The sequence below is a fragment of the Vreelandella rituensis genome (genome assembly GCF_003336665.1).
Lineage (GTDB): Bacteria > Pseudomonadota > Gammaproteobacteria > Pseudomonadales > Halomonadaceae > Vreelandella > Vreelandella rituensis.
The window spans coordinates 1-25,294 of the sequence record NZ_QPIJ01000022.1 but is presented as its reverse complement, the minus strand read 5'-3'; the positions used below and the strand labels follow the sequence as shown (position 1 = coordinate 25,294).

At 58.9% G+C, this 25,294-nt stretch carries 18 protein-coding genes; 3 read left to right on the top strand and 15 right to left on the bottom strand.

Features of this window, described 5'->3' with window-relative positions; all coding sequences use genetic code 11:
* The first annotated feature begins 134 nt into the window (after positions 1-134).
* The gene (gene fdxA / locus DU506_RS10585) at positions 135-458 is read left to right on the top strand and encodes a ferredoxin FdxA (RefSeq protein ID WP_114486907.1); all 324 of its coding nucleotides are present in this window, start codon (positions 135-137) and stop codon (positions 456-458) included.
* A gap of 393 nt (positions 459-851) precedes the next feature.
* On the opposite strand, the gene eno is transcribed toward fdxA, so the two are convergent.
* From eno to pilM, 12 genes are all read right to left on the bottom strand, one after another.
* Positions 852-2,144 carry a phosphopyruvate hydratase gene (gene eno / locus DU506_RS10580; protein WP_114486906.1) on the bottom strand — a complete coding sequence of 431 codons (1,293 nt, stop codon included), beginning with the start codon at positions 2,142-2,144 and terminating at the stop codon, positions 852-854.
* 74 nt (positions 2,145-2,218) lie between these two features.
* Entirely contained in the window at positions 2,219-3,085 is an 867-nt protein-coding gene (kdsA, locus tag DU506_RS10575; RefSeq protein ID WP_114486905.1) for a 3-deoxy-8-phosphooctulonate synthase, read from the bottom strand.
* Between the two features lie 5 nt (positions 3,086-3,090).
* A complete protein-coding gene (locus DU506_RS10570; RefSeq protein WP_114486904.1) occupies positions 3,091-4,746 on the bottom strand; it encodes a CTP synthase in 1,656 nt (551 codons plus the stop codon).
* A 104-nt stretch (positions 4,747-4,850) separates the two neighbouring features.
* A complete protein-coding gene (locus DU506_RS10565; protein WP_114486903.1) occupies positions 4,851-6,269 on the bottom strand; it encodes an FAD-dependent oxidoreductase in 1,419 nt (472 codons plus the stop codon).
* A 24-nt stretch (positions 6,270-6,293) separates the two neighbouring features.
* The gene (gltB, locus tag DU506_RS10560) at positions 6,294-10,736 is read right to left on the bottom strand and encodes a glutamate synthase large subunit (RefSeq protein ID WP_114486902.1); all 4,443 of its coding nucleotides are present in this window, start codon (positions 10,734-10,736) and stop codon (positions 6,294-6,296) included.
* 461 nt (positions 10,737-11,197) lie between these two features.
* Positions 11,198-12,304 (bottom strand): 3-dehydroquinate synthase, encoded by a 1,107-nt coding sequence (gene aroB / locus DU506_RS10555; protein WP_114486901.1) that lies wholly within the window; start codon positions 12,302-12,304, stop codon positions 11,198-11,200.
* Positions 12,301-12,849 carry a shikimate kinase AroK gene (aroK, locus tag DU506_RS10550; protein ID WP_114486900.1) on the bottom strand — a complete coding sequence of 183 codons (549 nt, stop codon included), beginning with the start codon at positions 12,847-12,849 and terminating at the stop codon, positions 12,301-12,303. Before aroK ends, aroB begins: the two co-directional genes overlap by 4 nt.
* Positions 12,849-14,882 (bottom strand): type IV pilus secretin PilQ, encoded by a 2,034-nt coding sequence (locus tag DU506_RS10545; protein ID WP_114486899.1) that lies wholly within the window; start codon positions 14,880-14,882, stop codon positions 12,849-12,851. The genes aroK and DU506_RS10545 overlap by 1 nt, the downstream gene beginning before the upstream one ends.
* Positions 14,879-15,454 carry a pilus assembly protein PilP gene (locus tag DU506_RS10540; RefSeq protein WP_235825509.1) on the bottom strand — a complete coding sequence of 192 codons (576 nt, stop codon included), beginning with the start codon at positions 15,452-15,454 and terminating at the stop codon, positions 14,879-14,881. The genes DU506_RS10545 and DU506_RS10540 overlap by 4 nt, the downstream gene beginning before the upstream one ends.
* A complete protein-coding gene (locus tag DU506_RS10535) occupies positions 15,451-16,092 on the bottom strand; it encodes a type IV pilus inner membrane component PilO (RefSeq protein ID WP_114486898.1) in 642 nt (213 codons plus the stop codon). Before DU506_RS10535 ends, DU506_RS10540 begins: the two co-directional genes overlap by 4 nt.
* Entirely contained in the window at positions 16,089-16,673 is a 585-nt protein-coding gene (locus tag DU506_RS10530; RefSeq protein WP_114486897.1) for a PilN domain-containing protein, read from the bottom strand. Before DU506_RS10530 ends, DU506_RS10535 begins: the two co-directional genes overlap by 4 nt.
* A complete protein-coding gene (gene pilM / locus DU506_RS10525) occupies positions 16,670-17,755 on the bottom strand; it encodes a type IV pilus assembly protein PilM (RefSeq protein ID WP_114486896.1) in 1,086 nt (361 codons plus the stop codon). Before pilM ends, DU506_RS10530 begins: the two co-directional genes overlap by 4 nt.
* A gap of 193 nt (positions 17,756-17,948) precedes the next feature.
* Between pilM and DU506_RS10520 the strand changes: the two genes are divergently transcribed.
* Positions 17,949-20,477 carry a penicillin-binding protein 1A gene (locus DU506_RS10520; protein ID WP_114486895.1) on the top strand — a complete coding sequence of 843 codons (2,529 nt, stop codon included), beginning with the start codon at positions 17,949-17,951 and terminating at the stop codon, positions 20,475-20,477.
* A gap of 29 nt (positions 20,478-20,506) precedes the next feature.
* Here the strand turns inward: DU506_RS10520 and DU506_RS10515 are convergent, their stop codons facing one another.
* Genes DU506_RS10515 through DU506_RS10505 form a run of 3 tightly spaced genes read right to left on the bottom strand, consistent with a single transcriptional unit; the run spans position 20,507 to position 24,113 of the window.
* A complete protein-coding gene (locus DU506_RS10515) occupies positions 20,507-22,516 on the bottom strand; it encodes a TRAP transporter permease (protein WP_114486894.1) in 2,010 nt (669 codons plus the stop codon).
* A 59-nt stretch (positions 22,517-22,575) separates the two neighbouring features.
* Positions 22,576-23,151: a DUF1850 domain-containing protein gene (locus DU506_RS10510; RefSeq protein ID WP_235825508.1), complete on the bottom strand. Its 576-nt coding sequence runs from the start codon at positions 23,149-23,151 to the stop codon at positions 22,576-22,578.
* Positions 23,152-23,153: 2 nt separating this feature from the next.
* Positions 23,154-24,113, bottom strand: a complete 960-nt coding sequence (locus DU506_RS10505) for a TAXI family TRAP transporter solute-binding subunit (RefSeq protein WP_114486930.1) — start codon at positions 24,111-24,113, stop codon at positions 23,154-23,156.
* Positions 24,114-24,397: 284 nt separating this feature from the next.
* On the opposite strand from DU506_RS10505, the gene DU506_RS10500 reads away from it, so the two are divergent.
* Positions 24,398-25,144: a sulfite exporter TauE/SafE family protein gene (locus DU506_RS10500; protein WP_114486893.1), complete on the top strand. Its 747-nt coding sequence runs from the start codon at positions 24,398-24,400 to the stop codon at positions 25,142-25,144.
* Positions 25,145-25,294 lie beyond the last annotated feature (150 nt).

Below are 25,294 nucleotides of genomic sequence, written 5' to 3'. Positions count from 1 at the left end.
GGGATAGCCCCCCGACTAGAATGTGGCGATAATTTTTTCTTTATAAAAACCTATCGCTTTATAACCATACACACTTAGACCATTCACGACCGCCGGGCGCCAATGCGGCCCGGCCAAGCAAGAGGGATATCGAGATGACGTTTGTCGTTACCGAAAACTGCATCCAATGCAAATACACCGACTGTGTGGAAGTATGCCCGGTCGACTGCTTTTATGAAGGGCCGAACTTCCTGGTCATTCACCCCGATGAGTGTATCGACTGCGCCTTGTGCGAGCCGGAGTGCCCGGCGGAGGCCATCTTCTCCGAAGACGAGCTACCGGAAAATCAAGAAAGCTTCACTGAAATCAACGCCGAGCTGGCTGAAGTGTGGCCCAACATCACCGAAAAGAAAGATCCCTTGCCGGATGCGGAAGAGTGGGATGGCAAACCGGGCAAACTGGAAAAACTCGAACGTTGAAACAAAAAAAGGCGGCCCTAAGGCCGCCCGCTCCAAACTTTTCTTGCAATATCCCTTTGCCGACATCCCTGGGTGCCTTCCTTGCCAAGGTTAACGTCCTGTTTCACCCGGCGCACCAAACCTGTTTGCATCCCGTCGCATCCTGCCCGAAGCGTCCCTGCTTCCCCTTTCTCCTGTGGCCATTCTGGCAGCTTGGGGGTTTAACTCAAGACGGTCCCAATGACGAAGGGCGAGCCTCGCCGGCTCGCCCTTTATTTTCTATTACTTGTAAAACATATAGTTAATGACGAACTAGGTTGAAGTTATTCTTCAAAATAGCGTTTCTCTTCGCTCTTTGTAAGAGATGTCTTACAAGAAATGGAGACATCTCTTACGCAGCGTCAATATTTCGCTTTACTGGCCCTTGATCGCTTTCAGCCCCGGATAGCCCGCCTGATCACCCAATTCGGATTCGATCACCAGCAAGCGGTTGTACTTGGCCACCCGGTCGGAGCGACACAGCGAGCCGGTCTTGATCTGGCCGGCACAGGTGCCCACAGCCAAGTCGGCAATGGTGGTGTCTTCGGTTTCGCCGGAGCGGTGCGAGATCACCGCGGTGAAACCGGCGTCTTGGGCCATTCGGATCGCGTCCAGCGTTTCGCTAAGCGAGCCGATCTGGTTGAACTTGATCAAGATCGAGTTGCCGATTTTCTCGTCGATGCCACGCTTGAGAATCTTGGTATTGGTGACAAACAGGTCATCGCCGACCAGCTGCACGCGATCGCCCAGCTTGTCGGTCAGCGCTTTCCAGCCGTCCCAGTCGGACTCGTCCATACCGTCCTCGATCGAGACGATGGGGTAGTCGTCGCACAGTCCTGCCAGGTAGTCGGTGAAACCGGCGGCGTCATAGGCCTTGCCTTCGCCTGCCAGCACGTACTGGCCGTCCTTGTAGAACTCGCTGGAGGCGCAGTCCAGCGCCAGAGTCACATCGCTGCCCAGACTGTAGCCGGCATCCGCCACCGCCTGCTTGATTACCGCCAGGGCCTCGGCGTTGGAGGCCAGGTTGGGGGCGAAGCCGCCTTCGTCGCCCACGGAGGTCGACAGACCGCGGGCGGACAGGACCTTTTTCAGGGCGTGGAAGATTTCCGCGCCCATGCGCAGGCCTTCGCGGAAATTCTCGGCGCCGACCGGTTGCACCATGAATTCCTGGATATCCACGTTGTTGTCGGCATGCTCGCCGCCGTTGAGGATGTTCATCATCGGCACCGGCATCAAGTACTGCCCCGGCTGACCATAGAGCTCGGCGATATGCGCGTAGAGCGGCAGATTTTTGGCATTGGCCGCGGCCTTGGCGGCGGCCAGGGACACCGCCAGGATGGCATTGGCACCCAGGTTGGCCTTGTTGTCGGTGCCGTCCAGCGCCAGCATGGCGTTATCCAGGCCGCGCTGCTCCTCGGCATCCATTCCCAGCAGGCGATCGCCGATCGGGCCATTGATGGCATTTTTCGCCTTGAGCACGCCCTTGCCCAGGTAGCGCGCCTTGTCACCGTCACGCAGCTCCAGCGCTTCACGCGAACCGGTAGAGGCGCCGCTGGGGGCGAACGCCTCGCCCACGGCGCCGTTTTCCAGGCGCACCTTGGCCATTACCGTGGGGTTGCCGCGCGAATCCAATACCTCGAGGGCACTGACATCAACGATTTTGGTCATCAAACGATCCTTTTTATCTCAATCAAGTAAGTCAACGGCAGCAGCGCCGTTTCAGCAGCACAAGCAACGCCGCCTCAGGTTATCTCCAGCGGCGCGAAGCCTTTGACCAGACGGTCCAGGGCGACCAGCTGGGTCAGAAACGGCTCGAGCTGGTCGAGCGGCAAGGCACAGGGGCCGTCGCACAGGGCAGCGTCAGGGTCGGAATGCGCCTCCAGAAAAAGCCCCGCCAAGCCGACCGCGACACCGGCGCGGGCAAGCTCGGCGACCTGGGTCCGCCGACCACCGGCGCTATCGGCACGCCCACCAGGGCGCTGCAGCGCATGGGTCACATCGAAAAATACCGGACGACCGGTTTGCTTCATGTCACCCAAGCCCAGCATGTCGACCACCAGATTATTATAACCAAAACTGGTGCCACGCTCGCACAGCATCAGGCGGTCATTGCCGGCTTCTTCGAATTTCTTGAGGATATGGCGCATTTCATGGGGGGCGAGAAATTGTGGCTTCTTGATATTGATCGCGGCGCCGGTTTTGGCCATGGCCACGACCAGATCGGTCTGCCGCGCAAGAAACGCCGGCAACTGGATGATATCGGCGACTTCAGCAGCAGGTGCGGCCTGCCAGGGTTCATGCACATCGGTGATGATCGGCACATCGAAGCGCGCCTTCACCTCGGCCAGAATCTCCAGGCCTTTCTCGAGGCCGGGGCCGCGATAGGAGTGAATCGAGCTACGATTGGCCTTGTCGAAGCTGGCCTTGAACACATAGGGAATACCCAGTTTCGTACTCACCTCGACATAGCGCTGGGCCACTTCGAGGGCCATTTCCCGGGATTCCAGCACATTCATGCCACCCAAGAGCATCAACGGCAATGAATTGCCGGCCTTGAGGCCGGCAATCGTTACATCACGCTCGAGAATCTGTCGTTCAGGTGCGGACATCTCGCTCACTCCTGAGGAGGATTTTGGGCACGCGTGCGTGCCGCCTTGTGCTCCACCGCAGCATTGACGAACCCGGAGAACAGCGGATGACCGTCACGCGGTGTGGACGTGAACTCCGGATGGAACTGGCAGGCCACATACCAAGGATGGTCCGGCAGCTCGATCATTTCCACCAGCGATTGATCGACACTCTTGCCCGACACTACCAGACCCGCCTGTTCGAGTTGCTCGACGAACTGGTTGTTGACCTCGAAGCGGTGACGATGGCGCTCGACGATTTCGTCGGTTGCATAAGCCTCACGCGCTCGAGAGCCTTCCTTGAGACGACAAACCTGCCCGCCCAGGCGCATGGTGCCGCCCAGATCAGAGCCTGCGTCTCGCAACTCGATCTTGCCTTCGGGGGTGAGCCACTCGGTAATCAAGCCGACCACGGGATGCTGGGTATCATGGGTGAACTCGGTGGAGTTGGCATCTTCCCACCCCGCGACGTTGCGGGCGAATTCGATCACCGCGACCTGCATGCCCAGGCAGATGCCTAGATAAGGAATGCCGTTTTCACGTGCGTAGCGGGCGGCGAGTATCTTGCCTTCCACCCCACGCTCGCCGAAACCACCCGGCACCAGGATCGCATCCTTGCCCATCAGCCGCTCGGTACCGTGATGTTCGATATGCTCCGAATCGATGTAGTCGACGTTGACCTTGATACGATCCTGAATACCGGCATGAATCAGCGCTTCGTTGAGCGACTTGTAGGCATCCAGCAAGTCCATGTACTTGCCGACCATGGCGATGCTTACCGACTTGAGCGGATTGAGCTTGGCATCGAGCACCTTGATCCACTCGGAAAGATCGGCCTCTCCGGCTTCCAGGCGCAGCTTGTCGCAGACGATCTCATCGAGCCCATGTTCGTGAAGCATGATGGGGATGCGATAGATGGTATCGGCATCCTGCAGCGGCACCACGGCACGCTCTTCGACATTGGTGAACAAGGCGATCTTGCGACGCTCGCTCTCCTCGAGCTCCACTTCACTGCGGCAAATCAGGATATCCGGCTGGATACCGATCGAGCGCAGCTCCTTGACGCTATGCTGGGTCGGCTTGGTCTTGGTCTCGCCGGCGGTCTTGATATAGGGCACCAGCGTCAGATGCATGAAGATCGCTCGGGTCGCGCCCAGTTCACTTCTGATCTGACGGATCGATTCCAGAAACGGCAAGGACTCGATATCGCCGACGGTGCCGCCGATCTCGACCAGCGCCACGTCGAAACCTTCGCCCCCGGCATAAACACGCTGCTTGATTTCATCGGTGATGTGCGGAATGACCTGCACCGTACCGCCCAGGTAATCCCCCCGGCGCTCCTTGCGTAGTACATTTTCGTAGACGCGACCGGTGGTGAAGTTGTTGCGCTGGGTCATCTTGGTGCGAATAAAGCGCTCGTAGTGCCCCAGGTCCAGGTCAGTTTCGGCGCCATCTTCGGTCACGAAAACCTCGCCATGCTGAAAAGGACTCATGGTGCCCGGGTCCACATTGATATAGGGGTCGAGCTTGAGCATGGTGACCTTGAGGCCGCGTGCCTCGAGAATCGCCGCCAGCGAGGCGGAGGCGATGCCCTTTCCGAGAGAGGACACAACGCCGCCGGTCACGAAGATATATCGTGTCATGGATAACCTGTCGAAACGTGATCAGAAGGCGCGGCAGGAAACCGCGCCAGGATGGGTCGACAGACTAGCAGATTACGCCTAAAGGCTCAATTACACTGCCGCTTTTACACTTGCAGGTAGTCGAGAATACCTTCGCCCGCTTGGCGGCCTTCGTGAATGGCCGTGACCACCAGGTCGGAGCCACGCACCATGTCGCCACCGGCGAAAATTTTCTCGTTAGTGGTCTGAAAGGCGTAAGCGCCATGTTCCGGCGCTTTCACCCGATCACGTTCATCCACCTGGATATTGGCTCCTTCGAACCAGGGGGCGGGGCTGGCCTGGAAGCCGAACGCGATGATCACCGCATCCGCCGGGATGATTTCCTCGGAGCCGGGCACCACTTCCGGGCGCTGGCGACCGTTTTCATCCGGTTCGCCCAGGCGTGTCCGCACCACCTTGACCCCTTCCACCTTTCCTTCGCCCACCACCGCTACCGGCTGTCGATTGAACAGAAACTCCACCCCTTCTTCGCGGGCGTTGGCGACTTCCTTGCGCGAACCGGGCATGTTCTCTTCATCGCGACGGTAGGCGCAGGTCACCTCGGTGGCCCCTTGACGAATCGCGGTGCGGTTACAGTCCATGGCGGTATCGCCCCCACCCAGCACCACCACGCGCTTGTCCTTGAACGAGATGTAATCCTCGGGGTTCTTTTCGTAGCCTAGGCAGTGATTGACGTTGGCGATGAGGTAATCCAGCGCCTTGTAGACGCCGGGCAAGTCTTCGCCGGGGAAACCGCCCTGCATGTATTTGTAGGTGCCCATCCCCAGGAAAACGGCATCGTATTCCGCCAGCAAGGTATCGAAGTCGACATCCCGACCGATCTCGGTATTCAGACGGAACTCGATACCCATTTCCTCGAATACCGCCCGGCGACGCTTCATGACGTTCTTTTCAAGCTTGAATTCCGGGATACCGAAGGTCAAAAGCCCGCCGATTTCCGGATAACGATCGAATACCACGGACTTGACCCCGGCACGCGCCAGAATATCGGCACAGCCCAGACCCGCCGGCCCCGCCCCGATGATCGCCACTTTCTTGTCGGTCCACACCACCTTGGACATGTCCGGCCGCCAGCCCATGGCGAAGGCGGTGTCGGTAATGTATTTCTCCACCGAGCCGATGGTGACCGCGCCGAAGCCGTCATTCAGGGTACAGGCGCCTTCACAGAGACGGTCCTGGGGACAGACCCGGCCGCAGACTTCGGGAAGGGTGTTGGTCTTGTGCGACAGTTCCGCTGCTTCAAGAATATTGCCCTCGGCCACCAGCTGCAGCCAGTTGGGGATATAATTGTGTACCGGACACTTCCACTCGCAGTAAGGGTTGCCGCAGTGCAGGCAACGGTGCGACTGGCCGGCCGCCTCGGTGGGCTTGTACGGCTCATAGATCTCGGTAAATTCCTTGGCACGCTTGCGCGCGTCTTTCTTCTGGGGGTCATTACGCCCCACATCAATGAACTGAAAATCGTTATTCAATCGGTTTGCCATGTTCGTCTCTCCTGGAAATCCGGTTTACTCGGGCCGCCTACGGGATTCGGCGAGCAGACTGGACAAGCTCGCTGCCTTGGACTTCACCAGCCAGAAGTGACGAAGATAATCACTGAAATCTTCGATAATGGCGGCGCCACGCTTCGATCCGGTTTCCGTTACATAGTCTTCGATGACTTCACGCAGGTGTCGCCGGTACGCTTCCATGCTTTCGGTGTTGATCCGGTGAATCTCCACCAGCTCATGGTTGTACTTGTCCACGAAAGTACGGTCTTCATCCAGGACGTAGGCAAAACCACCGGTCATCCCCGCACCGAAGTTGACCCCGGTTTCACCCAGCACACAGACCAACCCGCCGGTCATGTATTCACAGCAATGGTCCCCTGCGCCTTCGATGACCGCTGTAGCGCCCGAGTTGCGCACCGCGAAGCGCTCGCCGGCGGTACCCGAGGCAAACAGTTTGCCGCCGGTCGCACCGTACAGGCAGGTGTTCCCGACAATCGCGGTCTCGTGGCTTTCAAAGGTACTGACCTTGGGCGGCACAATGACGATCTTGCCGCCGTTCATGCCCTTGCCTACGTAGTCGTTGGCATCGCCTTCAAGATAAAGATTGAGGCCGCGAGCATTCCATACGCCAAAGCTTTGCCCCGCCACGCCGGTGAAGCGCGCATTGATGGGCGCGTCCTCGAGCCCCTCCTCACCATAACGCTTGGCAATGGCGCCGGAGGTCAGTGCCGCCACCGAGCGGTCACAGTTGGTGATGGTAAAGTCGAAGTCACCGCCGGACTTGGACTCGATGGCCCCTTTCAAGGCTTCGAGCACCTCCTGGTTCTTGGCACCCGGGTCATGCGGTACGTTGCGGCTGACTCGGCAGAACTGCGGCGCATCCGCCGGCACGAAATCGTTGCTCAGCAGCGGCGACAGATCCAGCTTGCGCTGAGAAGGCGTCTTGCCTTCGATCACTTCGAGCAAGTCGGTACGGCCAATCAGGTCGGTCAACTGACGCACACCCAGCATCGCCATCAGTTCACGCACATCTTCGGCAATGAAGCGGAAGTAGTGCTTGACCATGTCCACGGTGCCCCGGAAGTGCTCGCCACGCAGGAAATCGTCCTGAGTGGCAACGCCGGTGGCGCAGTTGTTCAAGTGACAGATACGCAGGTACTTGCAGCCCAAGGCCACCATCGGGGCGGTGCCGAAGCCGAAGCTTTCGGCGCCGAGAATCGCCGCCTTGATCACGTCGAGGCCGGTTTTCAGGCCGCCGTCGGTCTGCAGACGAATCTTGTCGCGCAGGCCGTTAATCCGCAGCGCCTGATGCACTTCAGGCAAGCCCAGTTCCCAGGGAGAACCGGCGTGCTTGATCGAGCTCAAGGGGCTGGCCGCCGTGCCGCCGTCATAGCCGGAGACGGTAATCAAGTCGGCATACGCCTTGGCCACCCCGGTGGCGATGGTGCCGATGCCCGGCTCGGAAACCAGCTTCACCGATACCTGGGCTTCCGGATTGACCTGCTTCAGATCGAAGATCAATTGCGCCAGATCCTCGATCGAGTAGATGTCATGGTGCGGGGGTGGTGAAATCAGGGTCACCCCGGGTACCGAATAGCGCAAGCGAGCAATCAGGGCGTTGACCTTGCCCCCTGGCAACTGGCCGCCTTCACCCGGCTTGGCACCCTGGGCAACCTTGATCTGCAGCACCTCGGCATTGACCAGATAATGCGGTGTGACCCCGAAACGCCCGGAGGCGATCTGCTTGATCTTGGAAGAACGCACCGTGCCATAACGTGCCGGGTCTTCCCCGCCTTCGCCAGAGTTGGAGCGACCGCCCGCTTCGTTCATCGCCTGCGCCAAGGCCTCATGGGCTTCCGGCGACAGGGCACCGAGACTCATGCCGGCACTATCGAAACGCGGCAACAGGGCTTCGATAGGCTCGACTTCATCCAGCGGAAGCGGTGTGGCGGCAGGCTTGAGTGCCAGCATGTCGCGAATCGTGGCGACCGGGCGTTCATTGACCAGGCGAGCGAATTTCTTCCACTTTTCGTAGCTGCCCTCCTGTACCGCCTGCTGCAGGGTCGTCACCACATCCGGGTTGTAAGCGTGGTATTCGTGACCATGCACGTACTTCAGCATCCCGCCCTGGGTAATGCCCTTACGCGGCAGCCAGGCATCCCGCGCCAACAGTTCCTGTTGCAGTTGCAGCTCGCTGAAACCGGCACCCTCGATGCGTGACGCCATACCGGGGAAACACATCCGCATGATTTCAGAGGACAAGCCCACCGCTTCGAACAACATCGAGCCACGGTAGGAGGCCAGCGTCGAGATACCCATCTTGGACAGGATCTTGAACAGACCTTTCTGAATGCCCTTGCGATAGTTCTCGCGAGCATCCGCCGGGTTGCCGGTCAGCTCACCGGTGCGATGCATGTCCGCCATGACCTGATAGGCCAGCCACGGATACACCGCCGTGGCGCCGACGCCGAAGAGCACCGCCATCTGGTGAGCATCCCGGGCATAACCGGTTTCCACCACAATATTGGCATTGGGACGCAGCGCCAGGCGGCCCAGATGGGTATGTACCGCCCCCACGGCGAGTACCGCCTGGATCGGAATCTCACCGCGGGGCAGGCTGGCATCGCTCAGCGTCAGGATCACCTTCCCGGCGCGCACCTGGGCCTCGGCCGTCTCGCACAGCGCCTTGAGCGCTTGCGGCAGGCTTTGCTGTTCCGGGTCATAGCCTAGCGACAGCGTATGGCTGGCAAACGCGGGGTCCTCCTGAGTCACCAGGGCGGTGAACTTGCGCGGCGACAGCACCGGCGTGGTGAGGATCAAGCGATGCGCATGCCCAGGGGTTGCCTGGAACACATTCAGCTCGGCCCCGCCACAGGTTTCCAGCGACATGACGATCGCTTCGCGCAAGGGGTCGATCGCCGGGTTGGTCACCTGGGCGAATTTCTGGCGGAAAAAGTCGCTGAGCAAGCGAGATTGGGTGGAAAGCACCGCCATCGGGGTATCGTCGCCCATCGAGCCCACGCCTTCCTGGCCGCTTTCGGCCAGCGGACGCAGTACCTGGTCGCGTTCCTCGAAACTCACCTGGAACATTTTCTGCTGGATATTAAGGGTGTCGGTATCCAGATTCTGGAAACTGGCAAGCTCCGTAAGGGCCGACTCCAGGTAACTGGCTTCTTGCTTCAACCAACGCTTGTAGGGATAGGCCGACTTCAGACGGTTGTCGATATCCTGGGTATGCAGCACCTCACCGGTATGGGTGTCCACCGCCAACATCTGGCCCGGACCGACACGCCCCTTGGCCACCACATCTTCCGGCCGGTAGCCGTAGGTTCCGGTTTCCGAGGCCAGGGTGATATAGCCGTTCTTGGTAATCACCCAGCGGGCCGGGCGCAGACCGTTCCGGTCGAGCATGCATACCGCCTGGCGACCGTCGGTCATCACCACACCGGCAGGTCCGTCCCATGGCTCCATATGCATGGAGTTGTACTCATAGAAAGCCCTCAGCTCGGCATCCATGGTTTCCACGTTCTGCCAGGCCGGCGGCACCATCATGCGTACCGCACGATGCAGTTCCATGCCCCCGGTCAGGAGCACTTCGAGCATGTTGTCCATGCTCGAGGAGTCGGAACCGGTGGTATTGACGATTTCATCGAGCTCGGCGATATCCGGCAGGCGCTCATTGACGAAATTGGATTTGCGCGAATTGGCCCAACCACGGTTGGCTTCGATGGTGTTGATTTCGCCGTTGTGCGCCAGCAGGCGGAACGGCTGAGCAAGCGGCCAGCGCGGTGCGGTGTTGGTCGAAAAGCGCTGGTGGAAAACACAGATGGCGGTTTCCAGGCGCGGATCGTTCAGGTCATGGTAAAACGCCGGTAAATCTTCCGGCATCACCAGACCTTTATAAGAAACCACTTCAGAGGACAGCGAAGCGACGTAGAAGTCTTCATCGTCGCGCAACGCCTGCTCGGCACGGCGACGCGCCATGTAAAGATCCACATCGAAATGCTCGCCCTTGCCCGGCGAGACGAATACCTGGCGGATACGCGGCAGGCAATCCAGGGCCATGGGGCCGCAGACACTTGAATCGGTGGGCACGTCGCGCCAACCGATCACTTCAAGTCCACGCGTTTCGAGTTCGTGGTCGAGGGTCTGGCGTGCATGCGCTTCACGGCTATCATCGTTGGGCATGAATACCACGCCGACGGCAAAGCGTTCCTGCAACTCGACACCCAAGGCGTCCTTGGCCACCTCACGCATGAAAGCGGTAGGCATCTTGAGCAACAACCCGCAACCGTCACCGGTCTTGCCATCAGCGGCAATCCCGCCGCGGTGAGTCATGCACGTCAAGGATTCAATGGCGGTCTTGAGCAAGTCGTGGCTGGCTTGCCCTTGCATATGGGCGATCAGGCCAAAGCCGCAATTGTCGCGAAACTCGCCGGGCTGGTGAAGACCTCTGTTCATGGGCGTGCCTCTCATAAGCGTATTTTTTTTTGCAGCTTTTTATGATATAAAAACCGGTTAATCTATTTTTCAAGCTGACTTTACCGGGTTCAAACGCACCCCTGAGGTGCCAGTGAAATGCTAGCTGCATGGCGAAAATGGCCGCTCAGCATAGCGATTTCCAGGCCTTTCGCGCAATCTTCACTACCCTCCCCTCTCTAAAAACTCCCCATAAATCCAAGACTTGCGCACCAGGTGTTTTTAAAAACAACATACACTTCAACCACTTGCAAACAAGAAAAACGCTATTTAAACGCAAATATTCGGGATCTATACTTTGGTCTAAAAACACGCTTTTCACCCATGCCGATAGCGCATAAGGCATACGGATTGTTGTTTGTCCTATTTTTCCCAGCCCAGTTTCCAGGCACAAAAAAGCCCGCAAAAGCGGGCGATAGAGTAACCAGGTTTACGAGGTAAGCTTAACGACGCGGGAAGTCTTCCAATAAAGCGTGAAGCATTGCGCTTGGCGTCGCATCGAATACACAGGCATCCCCTACCGACTTGAGCAACACCAGCCTGAGGCGTGTATCGATATTTTTCTTATCCAGACGCATGCGACTGAGAAAGTCCTCAGCATTCATGTTGTCAGGCACTTCAAGTGGAAGCCCGGCACTTTCGATAATGGCCTGGACACGCGCCACATCGCCTTCATTCAACCATCCCAAGGCTCGGGAAAGCTCAGCGGCCATGGCCATGCCGGCGCCCACGGCCTCACCATGCAACCAATTGCCGTATCCCTGGTGAGCTTCGATCGCATGGCCGAAAGTGTGCCCCAGGTTGAGCAATGCCCGAACGCCTTGCTCGGTTTCATCCTCGGCAACGATCTCGGCCTTGAGCCGGCAGCTGCGCTCGATGGCGACGACCAGGGCTTCGTCATCCAAGGCTCGCAGCGCCGCCATTTTGTCTTCCAGCCAACCTAGAAATGCCACATCGCGGATCAGGCCGTACTTGATGACTTCGGCAAGCCCGGCGGAAAGCTCACGCGGCGGCAACGTGGCCAAGGTAGCGGTGTCGATCAGTACGGCCTTGGGCTGCCAGAACGCCCCGATCATGTTCTTGCCGCGTGGATGGTTGACACCAGTCTTGCCGCCTACCGAGGAATCCACCTGAGCCAGGAGCGTGGTCGGCACCTGGATGAACGCCACCCCGCGCTGATAGCAGGCGGCAGCATAACCGACCATATCGCCGATCACTCCGCCTCCCAAGGCAATCAAGGTGCAGCGGCGATTGAAACCCGCTTCCAGCAAGGCATCCCAGATACGGCTCACCTGCTCGAGGGACTTGTACTGTTCACCGTCGGGCAACACTAACTCGCGCACCTCTAGTTCGCCGGACAACCCTGCCTTGAGGCGCTCGAGATAAAGCGGCGCCACCGTCTCGTTGGTGACTATCATGACCTGTCGACCCGCCAGATAGGGCGTAAGCCAACGCGACTCACCCAAGAGCCCGGGGCCGATGTGGATAGGATAACTACGTTCATCCAGCGACACGCTCAGCGTGCGTACCGCATCAACAACCTGCGTCATGGGGAAGCCTTGGATTGGAGGGGGTCGACGAGACGGCGTACTCGCCGGAGAATTTCATTGACCACGGCACGCGGGCTGCGCCTGTCGGTGCGCACCGTAATATCTGCCGTGGCACGGTAAAGGGGATCACGCAAGGCAAACATGTCGTTGAGTACCTGTTCACGGTTATCACACTGCAGTAGCGGGCGATTACGGTCTTTCGCCGTGCGCTTGAGCTGCTGGTCCACCGTGGTGAGCAGATAGACCACCGTGCCGCGCTCACGCAGGGCACAGCGATTTTCTTCACGCAGCACCGCTCCCCCACCGGTGGCCACCACCACCTGGGAAAGCTGGGTCAACTCATCGATCATCTGCATCTCACGCTGGCGAAAGCCCTGTTCACCTTCCACGTCGAAGATCCATGGAATGTCCGCCCCGCAACGGGCCTGTATGGCGTGGTCGCTGTCAAAGAACTCGCGTGAGAGTTCGGCCGCCAACAATCGGCCTATCGTACTTTTACCGGCCCCCATGGGGCCGATGAGAAAAAGGTTGGGTAAATCCTGCATCAGGGAACCGCCAAGCCATCGTCAAGTAGTCGTGGAGTAATGAAAACCAGTAACTCTACCTTTTCATTGCGCTCTTCGGTATAGCGAAAAAGTTTGCCCAGCAGCGGAATATCTCCCAGCAAAGGGGTCTTGCTCAGCTGACGCAGCTCTTCGGTGGTAAGAATACCGCCCAGCACCACCGTTTGTCCGTTATCCACCAACACCTGGGTTTCAATGGTGTTGGTATCGACCGGGGGTTCACCGCCAAATTCCGATTCGCGAAAGCTGTCGTTGGTGATTACCAGATCCATGATAATCCGGTTATCCGGGGTAATCTGCGGCGTGACCTCCAGCGACAGCAACGCCTCCTTGAATTCCGTCTGGGGAATATCGTCACTGACTGTCTGATAGGCCCGCTCTTCGCCCTGGCTGATAGTGGCTGTACGCTGGTTCGCGGTAATGATACGCGGCTGGGAGATGGTCTGGCTTTTCCCTTCCGTCTCCAGGGCGCGCAGCTCCAGGTCGAGTAGAATATCTCCGGACAGGTAACCGAAACTGAACCCGGTGCCCGCGCCAGCGCTTTCGCCGAGGTTCACTTCCAAGCCACCCATAGCACGGTTGATGCCACCGGGGTTGATATCTCGCCGACTGTAATCACCGCCCTCCTGCTGAAAGCCACGCGTGGTGTCGGCGCCCCAATTGATCCCCAGTTCACGCGAGGCGGTATCCCGCGCGATCACGATCCGCGCTTCGATCTGCACCTGACGCACGGCCACATCCAGGCGATCCAAGGTGCGCAGAATATCCCGCACCTGATCGGCGGTGTCCTGAACTAAAAGCGTATTGGTGCGCTGATCGACACTCACTCGGCCACGTTCGGTCAACAGGCCGAAGCCGTCAGCCCCGCGCAACAAGGTGGCAAGATCCTCCGCACGGGCGTATTTGACCTCGATGAACTCCGTCACCAATGGCGACAGCGTTTCACGCTGATTGCGTGCCTCGATTTCCTGGCGTTCAAGTTCGGCAAGTTCCGAGGCCGGCGCCACCACAATCACATTGCCCTGCTGGCGACTGGATAGCCCCTGGCTTTGCAGGATCAGATCCAACGCCTGGTCCCAGGGCACTTCATTGAGGTTCAAGGTGACGCGTCCGGTAACGCTATCGCTGGCCACCAGGTTCAGGTTGGTGAATTCGGCGATTTCGTTCAGCACCGCACGCACTTCGATATCCTGAAAATTCAGGCTCAATCGGTCGCCGGTATAAGCCTCCCGCTCCTGCCGGTGCTGCTCAAGCGGTGCCTCGCTGACCGACTGGGCTTCGATCACCAGCTGTCGCCCGCTTTGCGAGGACACCATGGCATAGGGGCCTTGGGTTTCAAGCTCAAGCGTTGCCGCCCCTCCCCCGAGACGTGGGGTAACGCGAACGATCGGGGTGCCGAAATCCGTCACGTCGTACACCTGATTGAGCGAATCCGGGATCGTGACATGACGAAGCTCAGCCACAATCTGATCGCGCCCGCCTTCGCGCACCCGGGCATCCACCCCCGCACGATCAAAGGTTACCACCAGGCGTCCGGCACCGTCGGCGCCACGCCGGAAGTCAATTGCCTCCACCTGCGGCCCCATCGCGGTTTCCAGCCTTTCGACCGGCGGTGACTGATCCGCGTTGACACCGGCTCCCGGGCCGATCGAAATGCGCAAGTGATTCTCATGCTGACTGGTCACATAAGGGTGCGCCTGGGCCAGGTCCACCACCAGGCGTGTGCGCGAGCCGGTGTCCAGGGCGGTGATACGCTCGACGCCCGCCACGCCCACTTCCTGGCGACGCTGCTTTAATGCACTGGAAGTGTCGGCAAGATCCAGCGCCAGGCGCGGTGGCTCATCCAGGCGATAACCACGCAGTTCAGGCAAGGGGCCGGAAAAGTACAAGTCGATCTCAACGTCACCGGTGGTTGTCTGACGTACATCCAGATCGGTCAGCACCGAGGCCGCCGATGCCAACGCCGGCATTAACATAAGCACCAGCATCACAACACTGCGGGTCATCAAAGTCATTGGTCATCTTCCGCGTTATTGTTCATTGCGTTGGTTTCAAGCATCAACTCCACCTCACGCTCACGCCAGCCATCGCGTTCGGTAAATACCCGTTCGGCAATCAGGATGGCATTGGTATCGATCCGCTTGATACGCCCATGATGAGTACCCAGATAGTTGCCTTCGCTCAACGAAAAAACCTCGCCGCCCGGCGCCGTGATCAACGCCACATGGCGATTGCCCATGCGCAGCGTACCCACCAGCCGGAGCTCCTGAAGGGGATAACGCTCCAACGGCTCCTCAGGACGCTGCTGATTGGGGGCCAATCGATCATCGAACGGCTCATTTGCAGCGGAAAGGATCGCTTCGCGAGGTAGAAAAGGGCTGCGTAACGACTCGTGGCGATATTCCAGCGGCTGGTATTCAGGCACCACGGGGATCACGATTCGCGGCGGCCCGCCCGGCATCTGCCGAATTTCCTGCATGCGTTGATCCAGCTGGCCAAGCTGAGGATCACCACAGCCGGAAAGCCCCGTCACCGCGAGTAGCACCCCGAACAAAAGTCGCCCTATCACGCGTCGAGAGCTCATCATTCAGCCTTCTCCTCGGCGCGGTAATTGTAAGTGCGTGCCAACATCGATAGACGCAACTCATCACCCTGGCTTGCCACCGGCTCCAAGGTAAAGTCGTGTTGAGTGACGATGCGCGGCAAGGCAGCCATATCAGCAATGAAGTTGGCAATCTGGTGATAACCACCACGCACCTGAATATCGAAGGGCTGTTCGACGTAATGCGTGCGGGGGTTCGATGCGCGCAACCGAATGGCATCGATCATCAAACGGTTATCGATGGCGGCATCACTGATACTGTCGAGCAATGAAGGCACTTCGGCAGTGGTAGGCAGCATATCGCGTAGACGTTGCATCTGGCTTTCCAGAGACATCAGCTGTTCCTGCATCTCCGGCAAATGCGACGCTTCCGCCGCTTTGACGCGATAGTCGTCAAGCAGGCTGGCCTCACGACGCTGGGCGCTTTCCAGCGCATCGCGTCGTTCGCTGATCACGAACCAGTCCATCGCCGCCAAAGCGACTGCCAGTGCCAGCACACAGCATAATAGTTTGAGCAGCAACGCCCACGAACCGGCTTCTTTGACATCCAGTTCACGCCAGTCGGTATCTTTAAGGCGTCGCCCTTCATCCGCCAACCATTCCCATTGAGCCTTGAAATTCAAGCGTCATTCTCCGCGTTGCCGTCCTCGGTCTCCACCAACGACGCCGGGGCTTTCAAGATGACCGACAGGCGAAAGCGACGCCCAGCGCCTCCAGACTCGCTTTCCACTTCGGATAACCTGGGCACATCGAAGGCCGGGGCGTCCGCCAGACTACGCAGCTGGTCGGAAACCTGGCGATTGCTGGTAGAAAGGCCCGTCACATTCAAGGTCTGCCCAACGCGTTCCTGGCGTGTGTAATACACACCATCCACCAGACTTTCAGCCAGGCTATTGAATACCTGCACCACTTGCGTTCGCCCTGACTGAAGCTCCTGGAATACCGTGATCTGCTCCCCAAGGCGGTTCAAGTCACTTTCATAATCCTGGATAGCACGTATATCCGCCTCCAGCTGGCTCACTTGCCGACTGATATGGCTGTTACGTTCCTGCTGGGTATCCAGTGCCATCTGATAACCTTGGGCCACGCCGAACCCGATGACGGTCCCCAGCATCACCATCAACCCCACCAGGAGATGAAAATGCCGCGTGCGTGTTTCGCGTCGGGCTTCACGCCACCCCAGCAGATTGATATCCACGCTCATTTATCACCACCCCTGACAAGCCCTTTGCCCACTCGCATGGCCAGCCCACAGGCGGTAAGCATCGCCGGCGCATCGTTGGCCAAGGCTTGAACATTGAGACGCTTGTTGATTTTCATGTTTTGAAAAGGGTTGGCGATAGTGACTTGCATACCGCTGTCTTCGGCAATGCGCTCGGCCAGTCCTGGAATCACGCTGGAGCCGCCGGCCAGGATAATCTGTTTGACCTCCTGTTTGCGCCCCGCAGTGTAATACAGCTGTAACGAACGCCCCACCTGCTGAACGACGGTTTCCAGAAAGGGATTGAGCACGCTTTTCTGATAATCGTCGGGCAGTCCACCGCGTTTCTTGGCGAACCCCGCTTCATCCATGCTCATGTCGTAACGCTCACGAATCGCATCGGTCAGTTGCCGCCCACCGAACACGGTATCCCGGCTATACACGATGTGACCGTCCTGCATTACATGGAATGCATTCATGTTGGCGCCGATATCGACCAAGCCTACGCTGGCGTGCGGGTCGTCACCCGCCAGCAACTGGCGCCGCAAGGCGTCAAAGGTACGCTCCATGGCGAAGGTTTCGACATCCACCGCCGCCGGCTCAAGCCCGGCGCGCTCCAGGGTTTCGGTCAACTGGGTGACATCCTGTTGCCGACAGGCCACCAGCATCACTTGTTGCTGCTCTTCATCAAACGGTGCGGGACCCAGACACTGGAAATCGAACGCCACTTCGTTGAACGGAAACGGAATGTGGCGGTCCGACTCAAGCACGATGCGTTCCTCGATCTCATCTTCGTCGAGCGAGATGGGAAAGTTCAGCGTCTTGGTAATGGCGGCACTCGCCGGCACCGCGACCGCCACCTTACGGGTCGAGGGCTTGGCATGTTCCACCGCACGGCTGAGTACGCTGGCCACGTCGTCGATATCACGGATGCGACGTTCGACCACCGCGCCTTCACGAACCGGGCGCACGGCGTAGCTTTCCACCTGGTAACCATCGCCGGAACTTTTCAGTTCGAGCAACTTGACGGTCGCCGAGGTAATATCGACACCGATCAACCCTTTACTGGGTCTGAGAAAGCGCATCACGGTTCGGCTCCGCCTGCATAATTGAGTAATTTCGAGGTTACATGATTTTATGGGAACTCACACCCACCCTCATTGAGGCATATCAAGGCTGGTGACCGACTCGCGGCTTTTCTATAATGGCTGCCGGTAGAGCCACCCGACAGCCAGCGCGCGCTGACCCCCTCATTATTTCCATGGATGTCACTTTTTCATGAAGTTTTTTCGAACCCTGATTTTTTCCTTATTCTGGCTGTCGGTGTCATTGCTGGGCGCCGTCTCTCTGGCGGTGGTCGGTGCGGCGCTGTATTTCTCCCCCGGCTTACCCGATGTCCGTCAGCTTCAGGATTTCGAACTGCATACGCCCCTGCGCGTCTTCACACGCGACGGCAAGTTAATCGGCGAGTTCGGCGAAGAGCGGCGCATGCCGGTGGATTTTGACGAAATCCCCCAGCACATGGTGAATGCGTTGATTGCCGCCGAAGATAGCAGTTACTTCGAGCACCGTGGCGTCGACCCGCGCGGTCTCATTCGGGCAGCCTTCGAACTTGCGCAGAGTGGAGGGGATATCCAGTCCGGGGGGTCAACCATCACCATGCAGGTGGCCCGTAACTACATGCTGACGCTGGACCGTACCTTTACCCGCAAGATTCGCGAAATCCTGCTGGCTCTGCAGATGGAACAATTGCTTTCGAAGGAAGAAATCTTCGAACTTTACGTCAACAAGATTTTCCTGGGCAACCGCGCCTACGGTATCGCGGCGGCGGCTGAAACCTATTACGACAAACCTTTGGCGGAACTCAGCCTGGCCCAGACGGCAATGATCGCCGGCCTGCCCAAGGCCCCTTCAGCATTCAATCCGCTGGCCAACTCGGAGCGCTCCTTGATCCGCCGTAACTGGATCCTGTTTCGCATGCGTGGGCTGGGGCATATCGACGAGAGCGTTTATCAGGAGGCGGTGCAGGAGCCGGTCAGCGCCAAGCGCCACTGGACGCAAACCGAAGTGGAGGCTGCTTACGTATCGGAAATGGCTCGCCAGTATGCGATCGAGCGTTTCGGCGACAATGCCTATACCGGCGGTTACCGCATTTACACCACCCTCGACAGCGAGCTGCAACCCGCTGCACGTCTGGCCCTGTCTCGAGGTCTACTCGACTACGATTTGCGTCATGGCTGGCGCGGCCCAGAGCAGCGCGATATCGCTTCAAGCCTGGTGGAAGCGCAGGAACAGATCACTACCCAAGGGCTAGAAGAAGAACTTGCGGAATCCCCGGAAATTCGCGAGACCGCACGTCAGGCGGCCGAGCGTAGCCAGACCCGGGTGGAAGGCATCGATGGTGATGTCAGTAACTGGCTACAAGTGCTGGAACGCACGCCAGATTACGGCTTGCTACAAGCTGCCATGGTGGTGGAAAGCGAAGGGCGTGAAATGCAGGTCATGCTGCGCGGCGGTGAGCTGCACAGCATCGACTGGGATGGTTTGCGCTGGGCACGCGACTACCTTAGCCCACGTAGCCGAGGCGCCGAGCCCACCTCAGCCGAGGCCATTGCGACTCGCGGCGACCTGGTACGGGTGGTGATCAACGAAGACGGCAGCGCCCGTCTTTCTCAACGGCCCGATGTCGAAGGTTCGCTCGTGGTTCAAGACCCCCGCACCGGCGCCATTCTGGCCTTGCAAGGTGGCTTCGACTTCAACGCCAGCAAGTTCAACCGCGCTGTTCAGGCTCAGCGTCAGTCCGGTTCCATCTTCAAGCCGTTCATCTACCTGGCAGCCTTGGAAGATGGGGAAATGAACGCGGCAAGCGTGGTCAATGACGCCCCCGTGGTACTCCAGGATGGCAGCAATGATCTATGGCGCCCGGTCAATTCCAGCCGTGACTTCCGAGGGCCGACCCGGTTGCGCTCGGCGCTGGCTCGTTCACGTAACCTGGTGACTATTCGCGTGCTTCAGTCCATTGGGCTGGATCACACCATCAACTATCTGGAAGGCTTCGGCTTCGCCCCCGGGCGCTTGCCGCGCGGCCTTTCCCTGGCGCTGGGCAGCGCCAACCTGACGCCGATGGAAATGACCAACGCCTATGCCATTCTGGCTAATGGTGGCTACAAGGTTTCGCCCTGGATTATCGAGCGCGTCACGCGGATCAATGATGACCAGCTCATCGAACAGGCCACTCCGCATGTCGCTTGCCCTGAGTGCAGCGAAGGTCAGGAAACCGTCACTATCGATGGGCGCGACTACCCGGTTGCCCCGCGCGTGGCGGATGCCGCCGCCGTCTACATTCTGCGTGACATGCTGCGCGATGTTATCGAAGTGGGTACCGGACGCGCCGCCTTAAGCCTGGAACGAGGCGACATCGTGGGCAAGACCGGCACCACCAACGGCCAGCGCGATGCCTGGTTTGCGGGTTACAACAGCGATCTCGTGACCACCGTATGGGTCGGCAAGGACAATAACGAAACCATTGCCGAATACGGCGCCAATGCCGCTCTGCCGGTGTGGATGGACTTCATGGGCGAGGCTCTCGAGGGTCGCCCGGAAGCGGTTCTCGAGCGTCCGGAGAATATCGTTACCGCCCGTGTCGACCCGACTACCGGGCGTCGGCTGCCTAACGACCAATCCGGGGGCATTTCCGAGATATTCCACGGCGATCACCTGCCCGAGTTTCAGCAGCGCGGCATCAGCCGCGAACTGGAAGAAGTCAGCGGCTCCCAGGGGTCGGGCACCGCTGAATCGATCTTCTAAGCCTTTGCTGACCACCTGCAAGACAAGTCTCAGGCCACCGGCGCGACCTCGCGCCGGCTGGCCAGCCAGTTTCCAGCGATGGCGACGGCCATCACCGCAACGCCCGCGACTTCCGCCAGGAAGTTGGGATAAAACACCCCAACGATTGCCGGCACGATCAGCACCCGTGGGATCAATGACATCCGTGTGAACAGATATCCTTCCAGAGCGGCGGCAAAGGCCCCTAGCGCCAGAATGGCGATCACTCCGTTCCAGATCACTATCGGCCAGGCCCCTCCCATGATGATTTCCGGGTTGAACACCATAAACAGCGGAATCAGATAAAGCCCCTTGGCAAATTTCCAGGCCTGAAAACCGGTTGCCATAGGTTTGCTTCCGGCAATGGCCGCCCCGGCGAAACCGGCCAAGGCGATAGGTGGCGTCACGTTGGAATCCTGGGAATACCAGAACACCACGAGATGCGCGATCAACAGCGGAATACCGAACTCGGCGGTCAAGGCGGGTCCCACCAGCACGATCAACACGATGTAGCTTGCGGTCACCGGCAGCCCCATACCCAGCACCAGGCTGGCCAGCAGCACCATGAGCAGCGCCAGAACGATATTGCCGCCGGAAAAGGCCATCATCATGGAAGAGAACTTGAGTCCCAGCCCGGTCAGGCCGACCACCCCCACGATGATTCCGGCCACGGCGCAGGCCAGAGACACCGCTACCGCATTACGTGCCCCCAGCTCCAGACTTTGCACAAGCTTGACGATACCCGCCCACACCATATCCAGAGTGCTGTGCAACGTCACCGCCTGCCCTTGCCTGGGTGCCACGAAAAAGAACCACACCGCATAACGCAGCGCCGCCACCACCACCATCGTGACCACGGCGTAATAACCCACCCGCATCGGCGACATGTTCATCGCCAAGAGATACACCAATACCCCGAGCGGCAACAGAAAGTGCCAGCCGTCACGCATCACTTGACGCATTTTCGGCAACTCGGAGCGCGGCATTCCCTGCATGCCCTGCTTCAGGGCAATGATATGCACGAAGAGATAGACGGTGGTGAAATACATGATCGCCGGCAGGATGCTGACCTTGACCACCTCGAGATACGACACCCCGGTGTATTCAGCGATCAAGAAAGCCCCGGCCCCCATGAGTGGCGGCATGATCTGACCACCGGTGGACGCCGCCGCTTCGATCCCCCCCGCCTGATGCGGCTTGTAACCCAGGCGTTTCATCAACGGAATGGTAAAAGCGCCGGTAGTCACTACATTGGCGATGGCGCTGCCGGAAATCGACCCCATGCCCGCCGAGGCCAACACCGCCGCCTTGGCCGGCCCCCCGCGCTGGCGGCCGGTGGCGGAATACGCCATGTCGATGAAGAACTTGCCCGCCCCGGTACTTTCCAGAAAGGCACCGAACAGCACGAACACGAAGATATAGGTCGCCGCCACACCCAGCGGCAACCCGAAAATACCTTCCTGGCCCAGATAGAGCTGGCCCACCAGACGGTCGATATTGTAGCCGCGATGCTCGAGAATCCCGGGCATGAAAGTTCCCAGCCAAGGAAGCTCACCGCGTGGCCCAGCGAAGGCATAGAGAATCGCCGTCAAGCCGATGATGGTCATCCCCAGCCCCACCGCGCGACGGCTGGCTTCGAGTACCGTCACCACGGCGATACAGCCCACCGCGATATCGGTCTGGCTCCAGAAACCCGCACGGTCAATGATTTGATCCAGAAAGAGAGCTAAATAACCGCCGGTGATCAAGGCGCCGGCGAAGAATACAAGGTCGATTGCGCCACCCAATACGCCGCGTTTACGGCGCGGGCCAAACACCGGAAACAGCAGAAACGCGAGCATCATGATCAACATCAAATGAATGCTGCGTTGGTAGAACAGACCCAGCGGCTGAATACCGGCGGAATAAAGCTGGAACAGTGACAAGGCCACTGCCACCAGGGAGATCGCCCACATGATCGGGCGGGGCTGCAAGACTTGCCCCCCCGAGGCACTGGCGGTGGAAGGGTAAAGATCGCTCATGCAGCAGCCTCTCAAGAGCTGTTACCGGCAGAATTTGCCGGCAAACGAAAAGGGAACAATCAAGGGTCGACTTGATTCGTTTCAAGCTGGCCTGTCTGAAGCTGAATAGTCACTGCCTGATCGGCGGCCTGCTCACTAAGACTGATCCGCCGCCCTTCATGCAGCAGGCGATGGTCCACCGCAAGCGAACCGACCCGCAAGCGATAGCGATTGCCGGGAACGGGTTCGTTGATATCTTCAATCCAGTAACCTCCGGCCCCATCCGATACCTGTCGGCCTCGGCCCAGTACATGGCCGAGGCCGGCGGCAAAGTCAGGCTGATGACTGCGTTCGAGCACCATGCGTCCGGCATCGTGCCGATAGCAATCCTGCACCCGAATACTGGTCACAGAGTGATTCCATTCCAGGCACCAGGTCGCGCCTTCCGGCATGGGGATACTGACTAATGTATCCCCCTGCGTATTGCGCACTACCAATGCCGCCTCAGCTTTCGGCGGCGCCGTGGACGCCCAGGCGCCACCGCTGTTCAACAAAGCGCTGGTCCACAAGGCGCCAGCCACCAGCAAGCTGAAGACGGCCAGGCGACTCATCGCGCCCTTGTTGAAGGCGCCACGATGAGTCGAGCGCTCAGCCATGCTTACTCGCGCTGATGGTCGGCAATTTCAGCACCGACTTCTTCGTAGTAGCGCAGGGCACCCGGATGGAAAGCGATCGGCGTGGAGTCGACGCTGAACTCGACCGTGGTGTCATTGGCTGCCGGATGGATCGCAATCAGATCGTCGGTTCTTTCAAATAGCAGCTTGGTGACTTGATAGGCCAGTTCTTCGTCCATTTCGCTGCTCGCCACCAGGACGTTAGGAATGCTGACGGTCTGAACGGCCTCATCCATGCCTTCGTAAAGGCCAGCGCGCAGCTTGTAGGCAGCAAACACGGGTTCCACTTTCCGTGCATTGGCGACTTCTTCATCGGAAAGCCCGACCAGGCGGATATCCCTGGTGGTCGCCAGGTTGAGGATCGAACTGGTCGGCGGCCCCACGCTCCAGAAGCCGGCAGCGATGTCGCCGTCACGAATGGCATCCGCGGTCTCGTTGAAGTTCAGGCGTCGCGGGTCGAAGTCGTCGTAACTTATGCCGTTGGCCTCGAGCAGGGCCTGGGCGTTGACCTCGGTACCGCTACCCGGGGCGCCCACGGAAATCGTCTTGCCCTCGAGGTCGGAAAGCGACTCGATACCCGAGTCAGCCAGAGTTACCAGCTGCACGGCGTTAGGATAGATGGACGCCAGTGCCCGGATGTTTTCCAGCTGCCGACCTTCGAAATCGTCGGTACCGTTATAGGCCGCATACACCGTATCGGCCAGCGCCAGAGCGATATCGGAATCGCCGCGCCACACAAGCCCCATGTTTTCCACGGAGGCGCCGGTTACTTCGGCAACCGCACTGACGCCTTCAATGTGGTTGTTGATAAGCTCGGCTAGACCGCCACCGTAAGGGTAATAAGTGCCGCCCGTACCCCCGGTGGCAATGGAAAGCTGCTGCGCAGATGCCGGTAGCGCCACGGCCAGAAGGGACGCCGCTGCTGCATATTTGAGAACGTTCATTATGATGCTTCCTCCGTCCTGATTGGACTTGTTGGTTTCGATGACGAAAAGGAAATGGGAAGACATTCTCTATTACTGCACCTTCTATCACCACGCCCTGTTCAAGCGGTTTTAAAAACACAGGGCTGGCAACGAAGCGGTGACAAAGAAACGTCTCGATTCGAAATTAGCACGGCTTGTGCGTTAGATGCCAATGGCTTGCGTTAACATGACCGATGATTCGAGTGAGTAGTGCGACGGGAGAGAAGCATGTTGAAGAGGAAAGATTGCATGGACACTTGCCCATGACGACTTGGGAAGCTATCGCTCTGGTGGGCATTGGAATTATCGCGGGGTTCATCAACGTCCTTTCCGCCGGCGGGTCGATGCTGACCTTGCCACTGCTGATGTTTCTGGGCTTGCCCCCTCAGGTGGCCAACGGCACCAACCGTGTGGCGATCGTGCTGCAAAGCGTGTCGGCTGTGGGCAACTTTCTGCGTGCCGGGGCCTCGCATATCGGCCTGAGCCTGCGCCTTTCCGTGCCCGCCGTGGCCGGATCGCTCCTTGGGGCCTGGCTAGCGCTGCACGTCAGCGATGTACTCTTCGAAGCCATCCTGATCGCCGTCATGGCAGGCTCCGCGGCAATGATGGTATTGCCCCAGCCAAGGCTGGATACACGCCCGTTGACACCCGAGCGTCTGACGCTGCCCGTCTACGCGGCAATGTTTCTGATCGGCGTCTATGGTGGCTTCATCCAGGTCGGTGTGGGGCTCTTGTTTATCGTGATGCTCTACCGTCTGCTCAAGATCGACCTGGCACAGGTGAATGTGTTCAAGGTATTCATCATCCTGATCTACAGCCTTCCCGCCCTGGCGTTATTCATATGGTTCGATCAGGTCCGCTGGAATTACGGTCTGCTGCTGGCGCTGGGCAGCATGACCGGTGCTTGGCTTGCGGTTAAAGTCAACATGAGTCCAAGGGGCACCCTCTGGATCAAGCGCCTGACGCTAGCCGTGATCACCGCGATCTTGCTGCGTTTACTGCTCGGCTAACGATATTATGCAGGCAATAACGGTGAGTTTGCCTAGCAGTCTGTCGGATTTTAGATAACGTCATGAGATACTTGCCTCCTGCCACCCCACCGGAACGACGCCATGAGCCGCTTCATCCCCGTTGACCGCCAGACCGACTATCTTCTGCCG

Coding starts and splice junctions, on each gene's coding strand:
- fdxA (WP_114486907.1), top strand. CDS start 135: ATGACGTTTGTCGTTACCGAAAACTGCATCCAATGCAAATACACCGAC.
- eno (WP_114486906.1), bottom strand. CDS start 2,144: ATGACCAAAATCGTTGATGTCAGTGCCCTCGAGGTATTGGATTCGCGC.
- kdsA (WP_114486905.1), bottom strand. CDS start 3,085: ATGTCCGCACCTGAACGACAGATTCTCGAGCGTGATGTAACGATTGCC.
- DU506_RS10570 (WP_114486904.1), bottom strand. CDS start 4,746: ATGACACGATATATCTTCGTGACCGGCGGCGTTGTGTCCTCTCTCGGA.
- DU506_RS10565 (WP_114486903.1), bottom strand. CDS start 6,269: ATGGCAAACCGATTGAATAACGATTTTCAGTTCATTGATGTGGGGCGT.
- gltB (WP_114486902.1), bottom strand. CDS start 10,736: ATGAACAGAGGTCTTCACCAGCCCGGCGAGTTTCGCGACAATTGCGGC.
- aroB (WP_114486901.1), bottom strand. CDS start 12,304: ATGACGCAGGTTGTTGATGCGGTACGCACGCTGAGCGTGTCGCTGGAT.
- aroK (WP_114486900.1), bottom strand. CDS start 12,849: ATGCAGGATTTACCCAACCTTTTTCTCATCGGCCCCATGGGGGCCGGT.
- DU506_RS10545 (WP_114486899.1), bottom strand. CDS start 14,882: ATGACTTTGATGACCCGCAGTGTTGTGATGCTGGTGCTTATGTTAATG.
- DU506_RS10540 (WP_235825509.1), bottom strand. CDS start 15,454: ATGATGAGCTCTCGACGCGTGATAGGGCGACTTTTGTTCGGGGTGCTA.
- DU506_RS10530 (WP_114486897.1), bottom strand. CDS start 16,673: ATGAGCGTGGATATCAATCTGCTGGGGTGGCGTGAAGCCCGACGCGAA.
- pilM (WP_114486896.1), bottom strand. CDS start 17,755: ATGCGCTTTCTCAGACCCAGTAAAGGGTTGATCGGTGTCGATATTACC.
- DU506_RS10520 (WP_114486895.1), top strand. CDS start 17,949: ATGAAGTTTTTTCGAACCCTGATTTTTTCCTTATTCTGGCTGTCGGTG.
- DU506_RS10515 (WP_114486894.1), bottom strand. CDS start 22,516: ATGAGCGATCTTTACCCTTCCACCGCCAGTGCCTCGGGGGGGCAAGTC.
- DU506_RS10510 (WP_235825508.1), bottom strand. CDS start 23,151: ATGGCTGAGCGCTCGACTCATCGTGGCGCCTTCAACAAGGGCGCGATG.
- DU506_RS10505 (WP_114486930.1), bottom strand. CDS start 24,113: ATGAACGTTCTCAAATATGCAGCAGCGGCGTCCCTTCTGGCCGTGGCG.
- DU506_RS10500 (WP_114486893.1), top strand. CDS start 24,398: ATGACGACTTGGGAAGCTATCGCTCTGGTGGGCATTGGAATTATCGCG.